At 35.1% G+C, this 20,200-nt stretch carries 22 protein-coding genes and 1 pseudogene; 12 read left to right on the top strand and 11 right to left on the bottom strand.

Translation table 11 applies throughout. The features are described 5' to 3' along the window. The 9 genes and pseudogenes from repM to E2K52_RS08790 form a co-directional block, all read left to right on the top strand. Positions 1-585 (top strand): replication initiation protein RepM (gene repM / locus E2K52_RS08825; protein ID WP_151204778.1); only part of this gene is annotated, 585 nt, incomplete at its 5' end. Beyond that, a complete protein-coding gene (locus E2K52_RS08820) occupies positions 578-1,153 on the top strand; it encodes a plasmid replication DNA-binding protein (protein ID WP_151204777.1) in 576 nt (191 codons plus the stop codon). The genes repM and E2K52_RS08820, both read left to right, overlap by 8 nt. Positions 1,154-1,174: 21 nt before the next feature. Further along, complete coding sequence (locus E2K52_RS15200; protein ID WP_171478830.1) at positions 1,175-1,318, top strand: hypothetical protein; 144 nt, start codon at positions 1,175-1,177, stop codon at positions 1,316-1,318. Positions 1,319-1,518: 200 nt separating this feature from the next. Next, a pseudogene (locus tag E2K52_RS08815) lies at positions 1,519-1,845 on the top strand (hypothetical protein); the annotation flags it as partial. Positions 1,846-1,867: 22 nt separating this feature from the next. Then, positions 1,868-2,605 carry a hypothetical protein gene (locus E2K52_RS08810; protein ID WP_151204775.1) on the top strand — a complete coding sequence of 246 codons (738 nt, stop codon included), beginning with the start codon at positions 1,868-1,870 and terminating at the stop codon, positions 2,603-2,605. A 252-nt stretch (positions 2,606-2,857) separates the two neighbouring features. Beyond that, positions 2,858-3,130: a NadS family protein gene (nadS, locus tag E2K52_RS08805; protein WP_151204774.1), complete on the top strand. Its 273-nt coding sequence runs from the start codon at positions 2,858-2,860 to the stop codon at positions 3,128-3,130. Positions 3,131-3,230: 100 nt separating this feature from the next. Beyond that, positions 3,231-4,031, top strand: coding sequence for a hypothetical protein (locus E2K52_RS08800; protein ID WP_151204773.1), 801 nt, complete (start codon positions 3,231-3,233; stop codon positions 4,029-4,031). 271 nt (positions 4,032-4,302) lie between these two features. Next, positions 4,303-4,590 carry a BrnT family toxin gene (locus E2K52_RS08795; RefSeq protein WP_151204772.1) on the top strand — a complete coding sequence of 96 codons (288 nt, stop codon included), beginning with the start codon at positions 4,303-4,305 and terminating at the stop codon, positions 4,588-4,590. After that, positions 4,577-4,891, top strand: a complete 315-nt coding sequence (locus E2K52_RS08790) for a BrnA antitoxin family protein (protein WP_151204771.1) — start codon at positions 4,577-4,579, stop codon at positions 4,889-4,891. The genes E2K52_RS08795 and E2K52_RS08790 overlap by 14 nt, the downstream gene beginning before the upstream one ends. A 291-nt stretch (positions 4,892-5,182) precedes the next feature. On the opposite strand, the gene E2K52_RS08785 is transcribed toward E2K52_RS08790, so the two are convergent. The 8 genes from E2K52_RS08785 to E2K52_RS08755 all read right to left on the bottom strand — a co-directional run bounded on the left by E2K52_RS08785 (position 5,183) and on the right by E2K52_RS08755 (position 12,850). Continuing rightward, on the bottom strand, positions 5,183-5,653 hold the full coding sequence (locus tag E2K52_RS08785) for a hypothetical protein (RefSeq protein WP_151204770.1): 471 nt from the start codon (positions 5,651-5,653) through the stop codon (positions 5,183-5,185). A gap of 463 nt (positions 5,654-6,116) precedes the next feature. After that, positions 6,117-6,266 (bottom strand): hypothetical protein, encoded by a 150-nt coding sequence (locus E2K52_RS15065; protein ID WP_153228193.1) that lies wholly within the window; start codon positions 6,264-6,266, stop codon positions 6,117-6,119. Positions 6,267-6,494: 228 nt separating this feature from the next. Then, on the bottom strand, positions 6,495-7,445 hold the full coding sequence (locus E2K52_RS08780) for a hypothetical protein (protein ID WP_227548225.1): 951 nt from the start codon (positions 7,443-7,445) through the stop codon (positions 6,495-6,497). Between the two features lie 1,717 nt (positions 7,446-9,162). Continuing rightward, on the bottom strand, positions 9,163-9,696 hold the full coding sequence (locus E2K52_RS08775) for a hypothetical protein (protein WP_151204769.1): 534 nt from the start codon (positions 9,694-9,696) through the stop codon (positions 9,163-9,165). Positions 9,697-9,822: 126 nt separating this feature from the next. Next, entirely contained in the window at positions 9,823-10,755 is a 933-nt protein-coding gene (locus tag E2K52_RS08770) for a replication initiation protein (RefSeq protein WP_151204768.1), read from the bottom strand. A gap of 194 nt (positions 10,756-10,949) precedes the next feature. Next, positions 10,950-11,477 carry a plasmid replication DNA-binding protein gene (locus E2K52_RS08765; protein WP_151204767.1) on the bottom strand — a complete coding sequence of 176 codons (528 nt, stop codon included), beginning with the start codon at positions 11,475-11,477 and terminating at the stop codon, positions 10,950-10,952. Positions 11,478-11,798: 321 nt separating this feature from the next. Beyond that, complete coding sequence (locus E2K52_RS08760; protein WP_151204766.1) at positions 11,799-12,134, bottom strand: hypothetical protein; 336 nt, start codon at positions 12,132-12,134, stop codon at positions 11,799-11,801. 59 nt (positions 12,135-12,193) lie between these two features. Continuing rightward, positions 12,194-12,850 carry a hypothetical protein gene (locus E2K52_RS08755; RefSeq protein ID WP_151204765.1) on the bottom strand — a complete coding sequence of 219 codons (657 nt, stop codon included), beginning with the start codon at positions 12,848-12,850 and terminating at the stop codon, positions 12,194-12,196. 224 nt (positions 12,851-13,074) lie between these two features. Here E2K52_RS08755 and E2K52_RS08750 point away from each other — a divergent pair, with 224 nt between their 5' ends. Both E2K52_RS08750 and E2K52_RS08745 read left to right on the top strand, forming a co-directional pair. After that, positions 13,075-13,323 (top strand): hypothetical protein, encoded by a 249-nt coding sequence (locus tag E2K52_RS08750; RefSeq protein WP_151204764.1) that lies wholly within the window; start codon positions 13,075-13,077, stop codon positions 13,321-13,323. A 68-nt stretch (positions 13,324-13,391) separates the two neighbouring features. Then, positions 13,392-14,543, top strand: coding sequence for a DNA cytosine methyltransferase (locus E2K52_RS08745; RefSeq protein ID WP_151204763.1), 1,152 nt, complete (start codon positions 13,392-13,394; stop codon positions 14,541-14,543). Here E2K52_RS08745 and E2K52_RS08740 read toward each other — a convergent pair whose 3' ends face one another. The 3 genes from E2K52_RS08740 to E2K52_RS08730 all read right to left on the bottom strand — a co-directional run bounded on the left by E2K52_RS08740 (position 14,544) and on the right by E2K52_RS08730 (position 17,478). Beyond that, positions 14,544-15,164 (bottom strand): SinI family restriction endonuclease, encoded by a 621-nt coding sequence (locus tag E2K52_RS08740; protein WP_151204762.1) that lies wholly within the window; start codon positions 15,162-15,164, stop codon positions 14,544-14,546. Positions 15,165-15,832: 668 nt separating this feature from the next. Next, entirely contained in the window at positions 15,833-16,273 is a 441-nt protein-coding gene (locus E2K52_RS08735; RefSeq protein ID WP_151204761.1) for a hypothetical protein, read from the bottom strand. A gap of 218 nt (positions 16,274-16,491) precedes the next feature. Beyond that, a complete protein-coding gene (locus E2K52_RS08730) occupies positions 16,492-17,478 on the bottom strand; it encodes a hypothetical protein (protein ID WP_225518789.1) in 987 nt (328 codons plus the stop codon). 2,229 nt (positions 17,479-19,707) lie between these two features. Here E2K52_RS08730 and E2K52_RS08720 point away from each other — a divergent pair. Then, the coding region (locus E2K52_RS08720; protein WP_151204760.1) for a RepB family plasmid replication initiator protein at positions 19,708-20,200 on the top strand (493 nt) is incomplete at its 3' end.

Below are 20,200 nucleotides of genomic sequence, written 5' to 3'. Positions count from 1 at the left end.
ATCAATGGAGTAAAAGAATTCTTTACTCAATATCTTTTAAGCCAAACAGCCAACTTGAAAAGTGTGTATTCAAGCAGACTCTATGAATTATTGATTCAATGGAGAAGTACAGGAAAAACTCCTATTATTAATTTAGAAGATTTTCGTGCGCAGCTTGGAGTCGAAGAAGATCAATACAAATTAATGAGCGATTTTAAAAAAAGAGTTCTTGATCTAGCTATTAATGACATTAATGAAAAAACAGATATTAAAGCAACTTATCAACAACATAAAAAAGGCCGCTCTATTTCAGGATTTTCTTTTACCTTTAAACAGAAGAAGAAGGATAGCCCATCAATAGAAAGAGATCCGAACACTTTGGAGCTTTTTTCAAAGATGACCGATGCTCAACGGCATATGTTTGCAAATAAACTTTCAGAACTCCCTGAAATGGGTCGCTATTCACAAGGAACAGAAAGCTACCAACAGTTTGCTGTACGTATTGCTGAGATGCTACAAGATCCCGCTCAATTCAAAGAGCTATACCCATACCTAAAAAAAGTGGGATACATGCCATCAAATAAAAAGGACACCGTAAATGGCTAAGTTATCACTAAGTGAAGTATCTAAAAAATTTCATGTGGATAGATCAACCATTTACAGAGCTGTACGTAATGGACGTTTATCACGCTCCAGTGATGGACAATTCGATCTAGCAGAGGTCATACGATGCTTTGGAGAACCTGAGCAAACATCTCAAAAAATTGAATCATCTAAGCAAGAAGGTGATGAATCTACAAAAAAACTTATTGCCCATTTAGAAAATGAAGTCAAAAAATACCAAGAACGTGAAGAACGGTTAATGCAACAAATTGACCGTATGCAAACACTCATTGAGCTGAAAAGTGTTGCACCTGCCACAGCAGCACCACACCAAGATGCTACGGCATGCGACACCAAGATGCCACAGCATGCGACAACACAACAAGACACTGATAACAAAAAGAATAATGAATTAAATATTGCAGAAAATGTAGCAGTGCCACAGCAAGAAACTACGGCATACCACACCCAAACGCTACAGCATGCTACGTTGCAAAATGTGGCAGTGCCACAACACAAAAAACGTAGCTTATTTGGCCGAGTACTGAGTGCGGTATTCAATGAAGACTAAGCTCTCCAAGGAGCATTACGTATGAAAAAACTGAAAGAGATCCTACAAGGCATTGGCTTTCTATTTATTGGTATTCCCATCATGATCATTGCCAGTATTATGGATCAACGAGCCTTTCAGAAAGAACTAAAAGAACGCCCAAAAGAAAAGCAATTACAGGAATGACTATTTATCTGATCTAATCAAAACCGTGGAACATCGCTCAAATATTAAGCGTGGAACGTGAAGAATCCATAAAAAAGCCCAACTCAGCTGAGTTGGGCTTTTTGCTTTACGATAAGACTATGATTTATATGAAATAAAAGAAAGCATTTCGTATAAGGTGTATTATGTTAATTTTAGCCAAACTTAATTTTTAATATCCCGCCTTTGGGCATTACCGTAAAAATCCGCTACCAGGCACAATCTTTGGTGGGCGTTTTCCGATTCATATTTGGCCTCGACCATTGATGTGGGCATTTGAATGGCATGACACTTCTAAAGATTTGATTTTAAAACGGGGTGAACCTTTATTTTATTGTCAATTCGATGGTTTTGATCCATCACGCACGATAAAACTAATTCAAGCAGAGAAAACACCTGAATTAATGAGTTACATGGATCAAATCTCAGGTGTTGTGAATTATGTGAATCAGACTTTTAGTTTGTTTAATGAAGTTGAGAAAGTGCGACCAAAAAAATTGCTCAAATAAATTTTAAGGATAATCGTAATTTATGAATGCTTTTAACATTAACCGTTACACACTAGCGCTTACGGCTATTATTTTTTACGCCTGTGGGATGCTGTACTGGGTTTTTGCCGATGCCAATTTTGATGGCATGAAATGGTTAACCATTTGGTTCTTTAGCAGTACTTTATTTTTTGGTTTTTGGTTAGGTCATTTTTATGCGACGACCCCGATTGAAGAGCTTAAAGTACAAAAGAAAAAGCTGCTATGGGAGCATATCAAAGTTGGTGTGATGACTGTCGTGGTAGTCGCTATGGCAACAGGTTTAAATAAAAAGGTCGCTATTCTTTTTTTGGATATAGAGGGTTATGTCAGTGAACTCAAACAAGCAAAAGTGATTATGAAGGGGGGGGTAAAAGCTAATTTAAATAGGTTTTCAGGAACTGGTGTTTTCCCGGTAATGGATGTTAATAATGCTGATATAGAGGCAACCCCTGTTTGTGATCTAATCTTAAAAGATAAATGCCAATATGGTTATATGATGGATCAAGATTTTGATATTCAATATATTGATGATTTGAAATATCCATTGAAATATAGATATTTGATCTTCAAAATCAAATCACCCGACTTTTATCGAGGGATTGATTATCATGTTCATTTATATAAAACCAATCAACGCTATGTGTGGTATCTGATCTTTTTTACCATTATACCTGCATTAATCTTTGTATTTTTGATCCCATATCTTCTGTTTTTAAATCAACAACGTAAAAACACTTAAGTTGACAAAAATAACTAGGGGCTGTTGACATTTACTGTGCAAAAAATAGCGAGGAAGTAGAATTTAATCGCTAAACCAAATCTACTCCTCGCTATGCCTCGTACAATGTTGACTGATCAACACTGGTCTAAGTTAATTGGGTAAATGAGGATGATCAAATCTTTTTCTTGGTGGCTTATCCAAAATCTGTAAAAGATAATCTAACGGATAAAGAAACCGCCATTCTGCGCCAACTCGTGAAGGAGCAATTTCATGGATAACAACTTATTTGATGACTTAGTTGCTTCGATTAAAGAAGCAGGAGCAATCAAGCGCAAAGAGATCCAAGCTAGTCGAACGACCGAACTTGAATTACCAGATATTAAGGAAGTGCGAGAAAAAACTGGTTTAAGTCAAAGCGAATTTGCAGCACGTCTCCACATTAGCCATCGTACTCTGCAAAACTGGGAACAAGGCCGACGCTATCCAGCAGGACCAGCAGCAACATTGATTCGAATCTTAGATGCACATCCTAGTCTTATTTAAAAAATGCATTAAAAATGGGAGCTTAGCTCCCATTTTTTGACTTCGTATAACGTGTATTATGTTAATTTTAGGGAAATTTAATAAATAGAAGACTTTCATTATGAATGCCATCAGAACTTTTATTATTTTAATACATTTTACTGCTATATGTGGATGTACTGACTCTTCAGAACCTAGGTCTAAATCTTTATCAGAAAAATCGGATATTGAATATTATAAAGATATATCAAAATCAGGGGATTTAGTGACTTGGGGGATTTCATCGGATTTAATTATAAAAACAGTTGTAGGTGGTAAAAAGAATATTGAGCAAGGCATAGTTTTAAGTAACCCTTTTCTTGGGCAGTTTCCTATTAACTTCATTCCTACAGTAGAAATACTAAATGACGATGATAAAATTGAGAACGTTGCCGATTTTCAAAAGCCTATGCAATTTAATCTACTTTTGAATAATGCTAAGAATATAAAAATTAATAACTTTTATGATAGGAGTTATCAAGATCAAGTAAAAGTGCATCTACAAAATTTCAGTACACTTGATCCCATATCTTTTAAATATAAACGAACACCAAGAGAATGGATAAACTATTTAACATCACATAAATTTGTAAAATATGAAGATTCATTTAAAAAATTTGATTTAGAATGCTATTCAATAAATTTGGATTCTGATATTTCTTATCATTGTTTAGGTCATGCATCAGATCCATACCATTCTGAATTTTTAATGACAATTAATCGTAATCTTACAGACCAAATCGTAATAACCACAAAATCTGAAACACCTCTCTATCCTAACGTGAATATTGAATGGAGAATGCCTTATGAATCATTAAAAGATTGGAAAGCTGTAGATCAAAATATTTGGCGTTTATTAAAAGCTTGGAATGCTAATCAATAGAGTAACTATCGCAAAACTTCCACTATTTTTGAGTCTATTTAACATAATGGGCGTTATACGAAATTCTTTTTAAAATATCTTTGTTTTTCATATAGTTAAAAATTTTTCATCCTCCTGAAAAACCACAAAAAACCGACTTAGAAACAAGTCGGCTTTTTTATGAGCAGTTTTGATAGTTCTTGCCAATAAATTTGACTAAAAATTACGCTTCTCAACTTGAGTTATACAATTTTGTGATACATTATTGTATATACAAATTTGAATGTTTTTTATGGAACAGTATTTTGAATGGGATGAGGCTAAGAATCGAAAGAATCAGAAAAAGCATGATGTCTCTTTCGAAACTGCAAGCCTTGTTTTTGAAGATCCGCTGAGGATATCAATCCAAGACAGACATACCGATGGTGAAGAACGTTGGCAGACCATTGGAAAAGTAAAAGGCGTACTAATGCTACTAGTAGCCCACACAATCTTTGATGAAGATGACTGTGAAATCATACGAATCATTAGTGCCAGACAGGTAACTAAGGCGGAGCGAAATCAATATGAGCATGGTTAGATATACACGCAAAGAGCTGAATGAAAATTTCAGCGACAAGCAAGATGCTGAAATTGAACGCTTGCTTGCTAAGGGAACGGTTCCTGACGATCAGCTAGATCTATCAGATATTCCTGAAATTACAGACTGGAGTAATGCTATTCGTCATGGGCAATTTTATCGTCCAGTGAAGCAACAAACCTCTGTTCGTCTTGATGCTGATGTACTGGCATGGTTAAAAGCACAAGGGAAAGGCTATCAGACACGCATGAATAAAATTCTACGTGAAGCAATGTTAAAAGATTTAAAAAATCATCAATAAAAATGGGAGCTTAGGCTCCCATTTTTGACTTCATATAACGTGTATTATGTTAATTTTAGGAATGTTTCATAGTAATAGGACTATATTTTTTTTGAGATTACCTTTTAATGCCCATGGGTAGTCAGTCCTCCCATAAATAACCGAAGTTTAAAGTAGAATTTAAGAGTAATTAGAGGTGGCATTCCTGCTTAGTCTACGTGCCAAGAAATACTCCATATATTGATGTTTATAACATCAATATATGGAGCAGAATAGCACTTATAGTAGTTGTTCAAATTTCCTGATCCATTTCTAACTATCACACAAGACCTCTTGCATAACATTTATATGTTGATCTTCTATCCATGAGTTTTTTCGTCCAGTATAATTTTTTATTTCAAACTGATAGTTATCAAGTATCGTTATTTCATAAAACTTTAACCGCCAATTTTCAATGGGATATCTATCAATACTTAAAGGGACACATTCCTTTATATTAACAAGTTGTTGAAATGAGCACACTATTGATTTAGAAGATATTTCAGTGCAATTATTCCAAAATCCTATTTCGTTCTTTGGATAAATACTCTGTAAATGAATCCAATTTAACTTTTCATCTTCTGTCAAAGCATCTCTATTCCTATATAGCGTTTTTTCAGTAGAATGAGAATATTCGAAACTTGATATACAAATCCCATTTTTTAAAAAGCACTCAGAATTATCGCTAAAAATAGCAATAATTCCAATAATTCCAATAATTCCAGTAATTCTATTTTTTTTCATTTTGGTGCTGGCTTACACAATGGGCAATTAGGTTTATTAAAAAAGTGAAATGAATAACCGTCTTGGATATAATTAGTTCCAAGATGAGCATGAAATCTTGGCATTAAGCGTTTCATATTTTCTGTATGAAATACCAAAAATATAAAATACAGTTTAAGCTACCTATTAAGGTAGCTTTTTTTATTTAACATAAAATCTCTTATGCGAAATAAAAAATATTTAACTGTTTCTCTATGAAAAAATTGTCTTATGTATTTCGGTCAATGTTTTAGTATATACATGATATTTAATAATAATTTGACATTATTATCTTTTTTACTTAATATTTGATTCTCAAGTTAATCTGTTTAAGTGAAAGTGCTTCAAACTAAATCTTTCATGCAGTACAAGAAGCCACCTTTTTAGGTGGTTTTTTGTTTTTAAAAATTAAAATGCCAATAAAACTCAACTAATTAGAATGAGTCTAATCATCATAAAAATCATCAATATCGGCCTGTGTACGGACAACTTTTGTCGGTATTTTCCTAGTAGCTTCCTCTATACGCTTTATCGCTTCTTCATGCGTTATCGTCCCTGTACCCTCGAACTTTTCAGCTTCATCAACGTCAACCATATAACCATCTATTTTTGAATCAAAGTCGATCCACGTTCCATTTCACTTGGAGGAACATGACCATACTCTTTGATGTACTCAGCACGTCTTTGCATAAAATCTGCTTCTCTCTGTTCTGCTCTTGTGATGCTGTCTTGGTCGGCTTGTGACGGTTCTTTCGACTTGCAATTCAGGAAGCCAATACCGCAGAGGACGACAAGGAAAAAAGCCAAGCTTCGCTTAGTAAAGTTACTTAGCTTCATTTTTTTTCAGCCAATTTTGATATTGTTTTTGAACGTATTCAGCCTGTAGCTGAAAAGACATTTCGAATGCATCATCCAATAAACTATTGTTAGGTATATTATTTTTAATTTTTTTTAGGTAACTAAGATTGAGTTTCCTAGCACCATGATTAGACCAATCAGCATTGTATTTGCTTTTAAAGAGTCTTCGCTCTTGGTGATACATCGTACCGATTTGCTGTCTTACACCTCGATAGCCTAGAAAACCCTCTAGGGCACGAAAATGTCGTTCAAAGTACCTGCTTTTCTCCTCTAAACTTGCTTGCTTCTCAATTAGATTTTGAAAACGCAGAACTACCCTTTCACCTTGTTTACACTGATCTTTATATGCTTGTTCAGTCAAACGCCATGTCCAATCTGTAGCGTGTTTGGTCTGCTCCCAAGCCTGCGCCTTTAGCTCCTTAATACTCTTTTTCGGTTTTGTGATCCTTACTAACTCGTAGTGACGATTTATGATCTCCAAATTACCTAAAAAGTCGAATTTTTCAGAACTCGGAATGAGTTTTTCAATCTTTCGATTGATCTTAGGTATATCTTTTTTATCTTTTATATCAAGAACTTTATTCGACTCATCATCATAAAGAAAAACGTCATTTGACCGACAAAAGAGTTGTACTTTAGCAAATTGAGTACAGCTTTCTTCAAAAGTCGTAAATGCTTGCCACTTCTGATCTTCATCCGCTCCCTTCATGTTGAAGTAAAAATAAACACTTAGGCTAAAAACAGGCTCACCATTTAAGCGTCTACGGTACGTTTGCTGAGGTGTATCAAGTAAATGATAACGATCAACCCACTTGGCAATCAATTTTTTTGCATCTTCAATTTTTAACGTCAATACAGGTGACGCTAATTCATATTCATTTGATGCCATTCCAATAATAGATTGGGAATGTTGCATTATATTTATGCTGTAATAGATCAATTTTTGTTATTCCATTAAGGTTATCTTTTAATGTTATCCTATAAGGATATTTATAAAAAGATTATATGTGTTATTTATAAAAAAGATTTTTAAAATCAATAAAATCTACTTTTATTGGGTTTTTATTTTTTATTTAACCTCATTTTGAGATTCTATAAAAAGCAGTTCCGTGGACTAATATTGACACCCAAACCGTGATCGTTATATAACCGCTTTAAGATTTTGTTTTTCGTGTGGACTGCCAATCCATGAGCCAATTGTTTTTCGTTTTTGGTTCATGGTTGCCACCCATGAACTGAAAACATACGTCCCTCCTAATCAAGCTTTAGCAACTTGATAGGGAGTTTATCGGCGTAGCTGCGTGCGTGAGGAAACTCTAGCTGGCGCGGCTGCAACGAGGGCGGAGGGGTGAGACTCCCCTTTTCTACTCATTCACTACTTTGAATAAAGTCGTGTAGTTGGGCGACAAGGAAACGGGAACCTATAAGCAATCGAAAGATTGTGAAGTGGTGAGAGGGGGTACTTTTGTACTTTCTCTCTAGGCTGAAAGGGCTGAAACCCTGCATTTAAAAACAGACGGTCAAGGAAATTCAATGGATGATATTTCCGTTAATAGCCGATCACTAGACGCTACAAGTCTAAAACAATAATAAAGACAAGGGCGTAAGTGATACTTACAGGTGGGCTTTTGAGGGCATCGTGAGGTGTCAGGAGTGTGAGCGTAAGTGGATCACTCGGTACTCGATTGTAGGTGAAACAGTGAAATTGTCGGATGACATTCTGTTTTGCTGTCGAGATCAATGGATAGCTCAAGCCTGTAATCTCCGCAGGTTGGTGAAAACCGATTATGTGGAGTTAGGTAAGGTAGTACGTGGATAATTTTTGATCTTATAGTGTGTTGTATAAAGCTGAAATGACTTGGAACTGCGGTCAGCGGAATAAGGAATGTAGGCACATTATAGGGGAGATTGGCACGGGGGCTGCTAGATTCTAGGCAACTAGAATCAACTGTTTTTTTGCTAACTTGGGAAACACTTGAAAGCTGTGAAGATGCTGTACTGCAACATTTCTCTTTGATTTTTTTTACCAAAGGTTGTGTTAGTAGTCAGGCTACATTGGAGCATAAAGTGTGGGAGCGTGCATTAGTAGGGCTTTGCGGTAATGGCAAAGGGAACATTTCGATTCGAGTGAAAGGCAAGCGTTGAGATGAGTAACGAAAGAGCACACCGTTAGTGATGTATGTTGGAACAATTGGACATTTGTATTTTTGGGATGAAGTTTGGCGACTTCATAGACTTGGCGGTCTAAACCCTAAAGATGCAAATAGAAAAACAAATCTAGAAGTCTTGTTTGATTGGCATCAAACAATAAAGATTTTAAAAAAACCTTGAGTAAACAAGTATTGAAATCAAGTCTTAGCTCGACTTAAAAATGGTGTAATGATCACACGGTCATGAAAAATAATAGTGCTGTACTCGTTTCCATTAGGTACAGAAAAGATCCGTAAAAAGATCAATTCAGAGGAAACAAGAGGGGACTCTTTAATATCCATTTAAGACCATATTGCACCTTTGCAATATGGTCTTGTCTTATTCCATAAAACCTCATCATTTGCGTTTTAAGCGACTTTCCTTGATTTATATACAAAACCATAGCCTAACAATGAAAAATCAAATTTGACGCAAACTGTGGCCTAAGATTCGTCTTTCGGCACATCCTGTTCACGATCTACCATAAAATCTTCTAAATCTTTTGAATCACCATACTTTTTAAAGAAATTTTCCCAAGTCCTATTTCTGTCATCTGTATTCAGAGTTTGAATAAAGCGGTCAAACTCATGATCTTTTAGAATGATGGGTATCGGGATTAGATCAGATGCAGCACCACCAAGCTCAATCAATGTAACTTTGCGCTCTAAATCTTCAGCATCAGCTACAGGAATACTCACACCATTTTTCAAAAGGACATACGGAGCATCAAACGTAACGCTGATATTTTCAGAAAGTGCCGTCTTTCTGCTTAAAAGACTTACTTCTTCTACAAAAAAAGACACGATGTAGCCTTTGTCTGCATTCCTCAAACACTCGTTAAAGTCATGGTTTAAACTCATTCTGTGAATAAGTGCTTTTGGGTTCAAAGCAATTGAGTCAGCCATAATCTGTTTTTCTAAAGCTTCTCTATCCTCTTTAGACAATTCCAGATTTTTTGAATCTTTTTTGGTAGACATAAAACAATCACCAACTAAATAGATAGCCTAAGCAAATGATAGAAAGAGTGTACCGTGGAACATATTAAGAATTGACTCAAATGACAAGAACAAAACCCCTTAAAAAGGCTATTAACTGAGTTAGGCTTATTTGGTCTCATTTTTCTGTCTGCGGTAATATGTCGCACGACTAATTCCCATTGCTTCCCACGGCTTTGTAGATCTCTCAGAATCAACTTTCACACCACGCTTAGATTTTTTACCACCAATAGCGCCTTTTCTGCTTTGTCGGTCTATAAACTCTTGGTAGTAGTAGCCATCCTTTCTCCAACAGTATCGGCTTATACTTCTAGCAATACCCTTTACCTCATTGAACGTCATTGGCTCAGGTAAACCCTCGTTTAGGCTTGTACAGTGGGCGATCATTGCACTTTCCCATTGTTTGTAGGTTTTACCCCTATACGCTCGTATCTCTCGATATGCGAAAGGACAAGCTGTGTGGAAGACATAGCAGTTACGCCCTAACCCTATTGCTTCGTGTGCCGAAATTTTTTCCTTTTGAGAAGGCAACAGTTTTGGAGGTAGATCAATTTTTTCAGCAAGCTCATGGAGAGAGTAAGGTTTTTGTCTTAGCTCTGTGACACGCCAATTCGATGAAGCAGGGTTTTTCGTAATAGTTCCTGAATATGCCACATCTGCATCAAATAGTTCTTGTAATCGCTGAGTAATGGCGTGTGCGAACTCAATGACTTTCAACCGACTATGATCTGTTTTGTAAATTGGTTTTTCTAATTCAAAGACTACATGAGATCTACCGCCAACAAAATTAGCAGTCACAAAATTTGGTAATGGTATTCCAACTCGACTAAACAAAATCTCTGCAAGTGAATGTTCATAATCTAGGTCTAAGATTATATATTTTTGGTAACAAGGGTGGTTTAACTGTATATATTTGTATTTTATAGCTTTTTCTTTAGGTTGAACAATCAAACCTGTACCTTTAATGTCGGTACACCACGGTTTTTTAGGTAGATTTTCAGTTAAATGCTCTAAAAATAAGCTATTTATAAATTCGGTCAATGTTTTTACTCAATTGGCTTGTTTTATCAAAGCGCAACAGGTAAAATGACAGCATATTCTAGGTGCTTGTAATACTTATCCTGTTGCAAGATCCCGAAAATTAAGCCCGCCCGCCAAGATGGGCTTTTTTTTCGACTACAGAAAAGTTTAACTCAAGTAGAATCAGAAGTTAAGATAATAAGACTGAAATCTATTTAATAATTAAAAATAACACCCATTACATGCCCTAAAAGCCCTTTCTTACGTGGTTTTAGCTCAGTTTCTGTTTGCTCTTTCCCTGAATACACTGCGGTTTTTATCGGCTGTGACTCACTAATAACTTGGGGAGCTATTTCTTGAGTGGCATCCTCTTGTTTACCACCTGAATCTTTTGGTGTTGGTGCTGAAAGTAGAGTCTGTAAAAGATGAATGCTGGTGTCTTTTTCTTTAATTTGATCTTTTAAAAACTGTTCAGTTTCTTCGGCTTTTTTAAGCTGTTTTTCTAACATGTCCACCTGTAACTGCAACCTGTCAACTTGTGTACCAATTTGTACATGAGTTGACTGTACCTTGGTGACGACTTCTCCCTTACCATCAGGTTCACCAAAGACTCGTATTGCTTCTGCAAAATCAACTTTTCCATCTGCTGATTTTGATAAATCTCCTTTATTTATACGTTTGTAGATGCTTTGTCGGTGTATGCCATATAGCTTTGAAAGTTCCCCTACTGTCATTTTTTTCATGATTTAATCCTTTGTACCTTTGTGTACCTAATATACATAAAAAGGGGACAAATAAAGGGGACAATTCGGTCAATGTTTTATATTTAATTAAAAAGAGGAAATTTATTAAGTTGCTTTTTCTGCAGAATGATTAATGAGGATTACAAAAACTCATGGAATATTGCTCAATAAGCAGGCGTTAAACGTGAATAATCCATAAAAAAGCCCAATCGGCATGGATTTGGCTTTTTTCTATAGGATAAGACTATGATTTATATAAAATAAAAAATAGAATTTCGTATAAGGTGTATTATGTTAATTGTAGGAAATCTTACTAATTATTTAAACCCTATAATGTGGATCTTTCCTTAAGATGACCTGGTCTAAAGTTATATCAAAAAATTTAAAGATTTCATTTACCTTACTTCTTTTTATTAAGGTTTCATCTAAATAAACGATCATTTTATTTTTGTTGGTATCAAAAATAACTCTTCCCCTAGGAACTTCATCATATTCCATATACCGTAATTCAGGGATATCTGCGTTGATTCGCTCCCAGTATTCCACATGTGTATATTTACTATCAATTAACCCAATAGAATCCTTTTCATTAGAATTAAACTCATGAGCAATGCCTATAATTTTATCGCTATAAAACCAAAAAATACCTATCTTCATTTTTGATCATATCCCTAAATTAAAACAGCCAATTAGTTCTAATTGGCTGTTTTATATAATTAATTACTCAACTTATTGTAAATAATATGACCATCTTTTTTATTAATTTTAGATAGTGTCTTTAAAAATACTGGAGTTCTAGTACAAATATCTCGAATATCTTTTGCTTTTAAAGGCGTATCTAGTAGTTGATAGTCCTCTAGCACTTGATAGTAGCAATTTTCTGGTACACCATCATGATCAATTTTTATGGTTTGACCTGATGCTATACCGTAGCCTGAAATCCCTTTTCCGTTAGCATATAAAAATACAACATCTCCTTTTTTAATTCGTTCTATTTGTTGTTTATATCCATCATCAAATGCAGCCGCATATCCATTATTAATCATGAAATGATGATCATCTATTGAATACCGTTTACAAGTATTTAAAAGAAAATAATTATGATTAATAGCAATATTTTCTTGATTAGTTATAGAGCTATTTTCATCCCCATCAATCTCATTTTCTTGTTGTTCCAAAAGCTTTTTTTCTTCAGCTTTATAGTTATCTATTGCATCAGATAATAGATCAAGAATTACTTCTTGCTTAGTTGAATCAAAAAATACAGCTAAATCTGAAATTATTTCATCCATAACTTGAGGAATTTTTACTGATGTTGAAATCATTTTGGTTTCCGTAGCTTGTTTATTGTGAAGTTTTTTTATGAGACTCATGATAACCACCTTTTAAAAGTTAAAATAACTTTAATAAATCCATAAAACAAAGTCAACAACTTTAAAATTTAAAGTTAAAATAAATTTTTATTCCTATTTAACATAATGGCTGTTATACGAAATCGCAGAAAATTTTCCTATACGACAACCCGTGTCGTTTAAATATTGAACATTTTTGTTTTTCATTTCATAGTATAAAAATATTTTTATATCAGGTATTTACTATGTCTAAAAACTCTAAACAAACATCAAAATCCGTTAGTTCTTTAGCATCTCAGATTTTAAAGAATCCTTCTTCGTCAGCCATTCAAAAAGAATTAGCTGGTTCGGCACTTTCGCAGTCACAATCTAGTAAACAAACTGGTGCTGATATGGAATTAAAAGCATCTCAAGTTCTGCAAAGTGATAAATATAGCGATACTACAAAAACATTAGCAGCATCGGTTCTTTCTCAATCAAATAAAGAAAGATAAAGATTTAACAGTGGACCTGGGATTGTATTTTTAGTATGATCCCACCATTGTTTTTGTCGGATCGTTATGTGAACTATCTTAGTTTTTTTAGTGGTGCTTTAGGTCTAGATCTTGGTTTAGAAAGAGCTGGTTTTAAGCCTTTGATGTATTGTGAGTTTGATAAAAAATGTCAGGAAACAATCACAATAAATCAACCCAATGTTCCGCTATTAGGTGATATTCGAAATTACTCGGCAAAAGATATTCTCCAAGAATTAGGATTATCGGAGAAAGATCAGATCGATCTAGTTGTGGGTGGTCCACCATGCCAAGCATTTTCGACAGCTGGCGCAAGACGTTCATTTGAAGATGAGCGAGGTAACGTATTTATTCATTACCTTCAATTAGCCACTGATCTAAAAGCTCGTTACATCGTCATAGAAAATGTAAGAGGCCTATTATCAGCTGTTTATAAACCATCAGATCATGACGAAATTTCATTAAAAGATGCAAAAGGTACGGCTCTAGAATACGTTGTTCAATTTCTAGAAACTAAAGGATATGGCGTTTCTCTTAACCTATACAATTCTGCCAATTATGGGGCACCTCAAATTCGTGAGCGTGTAGTAATTATTGCATCTGCCGATGGCTCTAAAGTCCCATATTTGAATCCAACCCATAGTCAAAATGGCGAATTTGGCCTTCAACCATGGAAAACTCTTAAAGAAGCTATTAGTAACCTAACTCCAGATAAAAATCAGGCTTGTGCTGTATTTCCAGAGAAGAGACTTAAATATTATCGCTTATTGAAGTCTGGGCAAAATTGGAGAAATTTGCCTGATGAACTTCAAAAAGAAGCTATGGGAAAATCATATTATTTAGGTGGTGGCAAAACAGGATTTTTAAGACGTTTAGACTGGAATAAACCCAGCCCAACTCTTGTTACTAGCCCAACGATGCCAGCAACTGATCTTGCTCATCCTGAAGAAGATCGCCCATTGAGCGTGGCTGAATATGCTCGTATTCAACAGTTCCCTGACCATTGGAAATTTGCTGGCAAGTTAGTTGATCAATATAAACAAATTGGGAATGCCGTACCCGGTGACTTAGGTTATGCAATTGCCCAAGCAATTATTAATCATGACCAAGGCAAAGATATACAGCCACCGGAAGGTTTTCCTTTCTCTCGTTATAAGTTTACAACTGAAAAAGATTGGAAAAAGGCTTTTCAAAAGAAGTGATTAAGCTAAGTAATCTCTTATGAATTGTAAGAATCCCTCTTCACTTAACTGATCACGAAACTCTTCTTCAGGAAAGTTTTCCCAATTTGTATTAGTCGCTCTTTTTTTAGATGGTTTGGAATACGTTCTAAACCATTTTTCAATTGTTGTTCCCTGACGAATAGCCGAGGATGAAGAGTTCTCGGTATTATCTCTATTCTTTACCTGAACGGCTTCCCATAATTTAGTCGACTCATTATATTTAATAAAATCAATTGCTCGCACAAAGTCTCCTGCACACCAAACCCATCCATGTGGTTCAAGGATCTGAGCTATGTACCGCTCAAGTAATGCACCAACTAAATTTTCTGCTGACATAGATAATTGATGTTCAACTTTAATTTGCTCAGTCTGCTCTTCTGTAAAATGGCAGCATTGCTGAAGTATTACACTGACTGCATCATCGGGAATAGTTGTTGGCCTTGATAAAGCAAGTTTTTGTTTTTTAGATCTTATATAGCACTCATGCAAAGCATTTATGCCTTCATCAGAATCTAGATGGAGACTTTTACTTCTGCTTGAAAGTCGATCAGGATTATCTTTAAGGAAATTCAGTAAGATTTGAAATTTTGGATCAAACATTTTAGATATCAAAAAACCAACATCTTAATAAGAAAAGACTTTTAATACTATAAAAGTACTTCATTTAACATAAAATCTCTTATACGAACTTCTTTCTTTATTAAAAAAAACCCCTGTCGTACACCTGAAAGCTCAAAAAAAACCCCTGTCGTACACTTTTACTAATCTTCAAAAAAGTCAGGTAATCCATCAAAATAAAATTAGACACAAATAAAGTTATTCAATTAAATCATCTATCTTATGTTATTGTTTTATATTAATTATTTTTTTAATAGTGTAAAACTAATTCAGCAAATAAAATTACATTTACGCTTCAAAAAAACCCCTGTCGTACACCTGAAAGCTCAAAAAAAAACCCTGTCGTACACCTACAAATATATTATATTTGTTTTATATCAATAACTTAAGCTTAGTTTAAAAAATTGGTGTGTTTTCATTTTTGCTCGCTTTTAAAAAAATACAAGAAAAAATTGATCAAAAGTGTAATCTATTTCAGTAAATCACTGATCATTATTCGAGCAAAAATATATTTTTCGGCGTAATGAAGACTGTTCTACTGGCGAATCAATACTTGTTGAAATTTAAGGTAGAGATAAATAAAGCCCTGATTGTATTTCAGGGCTTCGCATAATCCGCATTATATTAATTTTAGGGAAGTTTAAAAATCTCTATACAATGGTTTGTTCAATATTTTTTGATTTCTTATCTTTTAGGCTAATCAGAAATAGCCAATAACATAAGCCAGGAAATAGAGCCATAAAGATAGTCCATGTATCTGTATACATCTTCCACCACTCTTTCGAAATTTCTCCTGTGTGACTCCATCCAAAAAGAATAAAAAATGGAGTAGCAATAATTATAGAGGCAATACAGATAGTTAATAAATTAAGACTGTTATAACGATTTAAAAGAATTGAGAATATGAAGCTGAAAGGTACAGTCAAAATACAATAAGCCAAGTAGACAAGACCGTGCCCTACAAGAACCACTAAAATCGAGTATAGGCTGTATTCCTGATTCATTACGATAAACAGGACTGCTGTGAAAAAAAGTAGTGGTAAAGGAGAAAGTAAGAGAGCTTTTACTATTTTTTCATTTGAGTATTTCACTAATTTAATTCTCTTATCTACTCAATAAACAATAATACTATAACGATTTTATTGGAGGTGTTTTGATTCTATTTAACATAATGGCCGTTATACGAAGTTACAAAAAATAGGAGCTAAGCTCCCATTTTTAATGCATTTTTTTAAATAAGACTAGGATGTGCATCTAAGATGCGAATTAATGCTGTTGGTCCCGCCCGATAAGTAAAAACCAAAACCTCCTATCCCTCAGCTTGTTTAGAATCTTTTTTCCATTTCTCATAATTTTTATCGAGATGTTCTTTCAATACACTCAAAAATTGAGATTCAGCCTCTTTATATAGAGTATTGTTTGCAATTAGATTTTTAAGCTTTTTCATATAGGCAAGTTTTAAAGTTCTGGCACCATGATCAAACCAAGACTGATTGTATTTATCCTTAAATAATCTTTTTTCAAGATGATATAGATTTCCAATCTGCTGACGAACACCACGATAGCCAAGATAACCTTCCAGAGCCCTAAAATGCCGTTCAAAATAGACTTTTTTTTCATCTAAGCTGGCATTTTTTTCAATCATATTTTGAAATCGTAAAACAACTCTTTTTCCTTGTTCTAATTGTTCCTTATAAGCACGGTCAGTCAACCGCCAAGTCCAATCTGTCGCATGTTTCTCATTGGTCCAATTCTTGGCTTTAAGTTCTTTAATACTTTTTTTGGGTTTTGTCAGCCGCACCAGTTCATACTTACCGACAATGATTGGGGCTATATTGGCAATATTATGAAAGGTCTCTGCACTTGGACAGATCTCAAAGATTTTACGGTTAATCTTCAATAAATCTTGTTTGTCTGTTTTGCTCAAAACTTTTTTAGTTTTTTCATCAAATAAGAAAGCATCACTGGTGCGGCAAAACAAATAAGCATCGACTTTAGTTAAAAAAACGGATTCACCATGCTCAAATTTCTTCCAGCGTTCATCGTCACTCATTCCCTGTAAATATTCATATCTAAAATTAATGATTAGGCTAAAAACAGGCTCCACATTCAATCTTCTACGATAAGTCTGTTGAGCTGTGTCTAATAAGTGATAACGATCAATCCATTTATTAATCATGCCCTCTGCTTCATCAACATCAAAGCTAAATTTTTCGGAAACAAGATCATATTCATTCGTCATCAATCCCATGATATTTTTTGTAAAATCTTTTGGGTTATAACTGTAATAGATCATTTTTTCTTATTCCTGAAAAGATTTACAAAAGTGATTCTATAAGAGATTTATAAAGTATATTCCTAAAAAATTCTATAAATATATTCTTTAAATTAGAAAATTCATATTTTATAAATTTTAGATCGTACTAATGAACCACCTTTGGTGATTCTATAAATAGCAGTTCCAAAAATTGGTCTTGACGACCACCATTTGATCAAATATAACGCTTTTAAGGTCTTTGATTTTTTCCGTGGACTGCCAATCCATGAGCCAATTCTTTTCTGTTTGGTTCCTGGGTTGCCTACCCATGAATCAGACACACTCCCCCTTCTTGAGGATTGCCAGTCTTTAAGAAGCTTTAGTGGTGAAGCTGCGTGCGTGAGGAAACTCTAGCTGGCGCGGCTACACGAGGGGCTAGCGGGTGTGACTCCCGCTTTCTACCTGTTCACTCATTTTGATGAATGAACACCCTCCACTCCCAAGGTGGAGGTCAGTTGGGCGACAAGGACACGGGATCACGGTGACGTGGCGGTGGGAGTAACTTCCCTCCTAGGCTGAAAGGGCCGAAACCCTGTATTAAAACAGACAGTCAGAGGACTCACGGAATGAGTAACCTCGTCAATAGCTGATAACCAGACGCTTCAAGTCAAAAACAAGAATAAAGACAAGGGCGTAGGTTATACCCACAGGTGGGCTTTTGAGGGCATCGTGAGGTGTCAGGGTTGCAAGGCGAAAGCTGGCGCAATCGGTACTCGATTTTAGGTGAAACAGTGAAATTGTCGGATGACATTCTGTTTTGCTGTCGAGATCAATGGATAGCTCAAGCCTGTAAGATCGTCACCATGGTGCTGTTTAGGCTGTGTATGTCGATATGGGTAAGGCGTGAACGTGGATGATTATTAACTGCATACAACATTGTATAAACCCGATACGACTTGGAACTGCGATCGGGAGAGATAGGAATGTAGGTGTTGTATGCAGGAGATCGGCACGGGTTCTGCCAGTTTTCAGGCAACTGAAAACAACTGTTTTAATACTAACTTGGGAAGCAGTTTTGTTTAATGACGAAGCCGTATTGCTTAAAGATTTCTCTTTAATTTGAAGAGGTCTTTATTCAATCGGAGGCAACTTCCGAAAACAGAACTGTGGGAGAGTGACTTAGTAGGGCTTTGCTGTAATGGCAAAGGAAGCATTTCAATTCGAGTGAAAGGCGAGCGTTGAAATGAGTAACGAAAGGACACGCCATTAAGTTGGAGTGTGTAAGAGAATTGGAAGAATGTGGTTTGAGGATGAAGTTTGGCAACTTCATAGACTTGGCGGTCTAAACCCTCCAGCCACATTTGTAAAAATCGACCTAGAAGATCAGATTCGAGTGGCATCGGATCCAGAAATTCCAAGAACCTTGAGAACACAAGTTAAATCAAAGTCTTTTAACTCGACTTTCAAAAAATGGTTAAAGTGAAGGTAGGTCACTTAAAACACCTGATGCAGCTGATTCTGCTGAACTAAATTAAAAATCTGTGTGTCCCTCATCACACATAAATAACTGAGTTCGAGGTCCTGAGCATTGACCCTAATAAACTGCTTTCCATTTTGCGCTCATTTGCGTTTTAAGCCATTTTCTCTATTTGATATAGGTAATCTTGGTAATCAGTGAAAAAACGCGCCTACCCCCTATTTTTTGCTTTTAATCGCTATATCAGAGCGAGTGTCTACGAGCGAACACACCAAAAGTTGCGCCTAGACTCCCTGAAAAACAGCTTTTTTAGGCTGTGAAGTCAAAAAAGGCGTAAATCATATGTAGAAAATTGAGCCTAGACCGAGCGAAGCGAGCAAAAAAGTACTATGAGCGAAGCGAATTCCGAGTTGCTTTTGCTTTTTCTAAAACTCACGAAAATATTAACCAAAAAATTGCCCCTCGAATCGAGCGAAAGCGAGATTCAATAGAGTTTGAGCGTAGCGAAAACCAAGGGCAATTTTTCATGATTGGGCTTTTAATTATTTTAAAGTTTTTAAATTCTTTTAGACTGCCTATAAGCCTTATATTTCAATAGATTCAAAGAATATGTAAGGACGTTTAGTTACCCATATAAGGACGTTTAGTTACCCATATAAGGACGTTTAGTTACCCATATAAGGACGTTTAGTTGTCGTTTAAAGACAAATTTATACTTGTCTTTAAAATGATTTGTATTAATATGTCTTTTAAATCTATTAATAACTCATATAAAGACGTTTAATTACCACATGAAAAAAGATCTTGTAGTTAAAACAAATCGTTTGAATCAAGCATTTCAGGTACTTTCCTTAGCAGAATTCCATATTGTTCAATTGGCTATTGTAGATGCAAGAGACACTGGTACAGGATTAACTACAGATATGCCTCTAAGAATAGATGCATTACGTTATGCCGATGTATTTGGTACTACTCGACAAAATGCTTATATGAGAATGAAGGAAGCAGAAGAAACCCTATTTAATCGCCGATTCAGCTTTTTTGATGAAGATGGAAAACTTGTAAAAAGTCGTTGGATTTCTCAAGTTAAATATTTGGACAATGAAGGGGCCATAGAAATTGTTTTTACGCCTGCCGTTGTTCAAGGCATTAGCCGTATCAATGGAGTAAAAGAATTCTTTACTCAATATCTTTTAAGCCAAACAGCCAACTTGAAAAGTGTGTATTCAAGCAGACTCTATGAATTATTGATTCAATGGAGAAGTACAGGAAAAACTCCTATTA

Source organism: Acinetobacter sp. RF14B, assembly GCF_006864105.1.
Taxonomy (GTDB): Bacteria; Pseudomonadota; Gammaproteobacteria; order Pseudomonadales; family Moraxellaceae; genus Acinetobacter; species Acinetobacter lwoffii_C.
The sequence above is the reverse complement of the archived record's forward strand: the minus strand, read 5'-3'. Positions and strand labels throughout refer to the sequence as shown.